General features: G+C 35.4%; 3 protein-coding genes. 2 read left to right on the forward strand and 1 reads right to left on the reverse strand.

Annotated elements, in window-relative coordinates; genetic code table 11:
* Positions 1–146: 146 nt before the first annotated feature.
* Complete coding sequence (locus AB840_RS15005) at positions 147–416, reverse strand: transposase (protein WP_048515633.1); 270 nt, start codon at positions 414–416, stop codon at positions 147–149.
* A 151-nt stretch (positions 417–567) separates the two neighbouring features.
* On the opposite strand from AB840_RS15005, the gene AB840_RS18390 reads away from it, so the two are divergent.
* Together AB840_RS18390 and AB840_RS15015 are read left to right on the forward strand one after the other, a co-directional pair.
* Complete coding sequence (locus AB840_RS18390; RefSeq protein ID WP_354523731.1) at positions 568–636, forward strand: YopX family protein; 69 nt, start codon at positions 568–570, stop codon at positions 634–636.
* A gap of 896 nt (positions 637–1532) precedes the next feature.
* Positions 1533–2435 (forward strand): hypothetical protein, encoded by a 903-nt coding sequence (locus AB840_RS15015; protein WP_048515635.1) that lies wholly within the window; start codon positions 1533–1535, stop codon positions 2433–2435.
* Positions 2436–2816 lie beyond the last annotated feature (381 nt).

Raw genomic sequence — 2816 nt, forward strand, 5'->3', positions numbered from 1 at the left:
CCGTTGGATGGCAATCTTATGGTTGCGATATCCCATTTTACGATTTTTTAGATAATTGTAGTACGCTGTAGGACTCATCGTAAATTTACGCAATAACCACCGTACTCCATATTGCTGATGATATTTCTGGATGAATTGATATTGGCTTACTCGACTTCCTTGGCAAAGAATGCGGCCGCTTTTTTTAAGAAGTCATTTTCCTTACGAAGTTCTGTATTTTGCTTTCGTAGGCGTTGGAGTTCCACATGGGATTGTCCCGTGTGTTCGTCGCATTCTTCGCGGGTATGTTTCAGCCAATATCGTAACGTGCCTTTGCCGAGATGGTATTCCTCGGTAAGACTGTTCAGCGTCCGACCTTCTTCCAGATAAAGGCGGATGATTTTTTCCCTGAGCTCAGGCTCATATTTTTGATTCATGGTAACAACCTCCGATACAGTATATTTTATCAAACTATCACGAGGTGTTACAACTTTAGTATACTAGGTCAGTGCTTGGATATTAAAAAAGGTAGGCAAATTGTCATTTCATTTTTTATTAGAATTATTTGGACTTGAACGGAAGGATAACATGTATTTCAATGACTTAGTGGAAGTAATTGGCAATCTATATGATAATCCAGAATTACTGGAGGATTGATGTCATGGAAACTGATTGTGTAAATTGCAACTATTATAATAAGCCATTGAGGTTCAGCCCTTGCCTGACATGTGATACGTGGAAAAATCTATCCATTGATCAAACACGGTTATTGATAAATACTGATATGACTGATACATATGAAGATAATCATTAAATAAATTTTTAATTATATTTAAAATAGCTGATTAGTATTAAAATTTAAAAAAGCGGGCTTGAAAAGACTAAAACGAATGTTGGATGAAGATATGTTTTGTAAGCATTACTGCTGCCTTCTTGTTTGTAAAAGTAGTTACGACGGGGATGCTATTGGGGAGAGGAATTACTATTTTAATTTACTCTCCAAGAAAGAAAAATTAGATCATTTTGATAAACTATATCTTTTGTTTTAGATTTGTGATATAATCAGAACATAAAAGGTAATGATTAGAGTTGCGCTGATTACAAACATTGTCGAATATTAAGATATATGAAATAAAGAACCTTTTGGAGAGTTAAAATATGTAAGTGAAATCGAACGACCTTTTGGAGGGTGGGGATGGATAAACCTTCTGCCATAATTGTAAGGGGGTACTCATGGTGAGTACTCTTTTTTTCATTCTATGTCAAAATGTCAAATGTTGGGGTAACTCCATAGCCATTCCATGTATGAGAGGAACATTCAAAGGGATGTTCCTCTTTTTTGTGAAGCAGCAGCCCCAAGCAATGTACGGTTTTGAAAGCAAGAAAAATTACGAACGCCAAAGAAAATCTGCTTTGATAAATGTATTGAAGTAGTGAAACCGGACAGCATTGTAAAAAAAATATGAGCATTATTTAAATAAATAGTTATAGCATTAGGCAGTAGTACAGTATTTGATTTGCATGCTATTATATAAAAGAAAAGAGGCGTGATAATGATGCCAGATAAAAAAGTTGGTTCGATTAATTACCGTATCGAATATAAAAACAATATGATAAAATTATTAACTACACACAAGCTGCCATTTCAAGCGAAAGCCTCTTTACAGGAAATGAAAAGGGCACTGCAGCAGGCTCTTTTAAAAATTAATGCAGCGGATGACCAAATATTATATGGACAGTATGTTTCTAAAAACGACGACCCATATATGCCAGATTTAGAAAATGCGATGATATACAATCTAAATAAATTAAGTGTATTCAATACTAGTTGTAAAAACGGACTTGTACTGGAACGAATTGCGCATTCAGCTCTTTGGGAATCAGCTAATAATATTTCATTTAATTATTGTCAAAAATATCAAATGATTCATTCAGATTACAACTCCTGGTATTGGTGTTCTCAAAATATTATTGCAGAATGGAATGATATAAAAATTGATAAATTTTACCAGTCACCAGGCGCATATTGGAAAATAATAAAAAATAATAAAGTCAATACGTATTACGTTCATAGTCATACTAAAGAATATGGAATTGAAATAAAAATTTTTTCAAATAAATCGTACCATATTGCAGGTAAAATAAAAGCGTTAATAGATGGAATTATAGTGGCTTTTCATTCGTACTCTGGAGAGCAATTGGGAGAGGTTTCGCAGAGAGTATCCAGACAGCTTGATATCCCGCAAGAAGATGTTGAAAGGATGTTAATGGATTCGCAATATGCGGTATTGGGAAAAAGAAAATTAATATGGCCATTTAAAAATGGGGTGCAGTGGAATCCGGCAGATGATGAAATTGTTTTTATCAACATATTGAAGCAACATACCGACACGCCACAGCTTTCTATAAGCGGGAGACTTTTCACAGTAGAACGTGACCATCGCTATTCCCATTAGTACGGAGGGAGAAATATAGATTAAAGTATATTGTAACCCGGTCTTTTGCAGTTAGAAATAAAAAGGCCGTAATAAAAAGAAGGCAAATCTCTCCTATATTACAGCCTTTTTGTATATTAAATGCATTTCTTACGGGAGTGTAAAATGAAGTGTGTAAGTTACCGGTAACCAATTTACTAACTTACGCACTTCATTTTTTTGTCGAGGTGCGGTACACTATCAGAAAGCAGGTTGAAAGGAATTGAGTACAGCACTGATGAAGAAACGTAGAAACCCGAGTGAGAAAGGCCAGGCAATCGCCAAGCTCATCATGGAACAATACCAGCCGAAGACGCAGGAAGACATGCAGATAGCGCTGAAGGACGTGTTCGGTCCTATCTT

It is taken from the genome of Megasphaera cerevisiae DSM 20462 (assembly GCF_001045675.1).
In the GTDB taxonomy this organism is placed as follows: Bacteria; Bacillota; Negativicutes; order Veillonellales; family Megasphaeraceae; genus Megasphaera; species Megasphaera cerevisiae.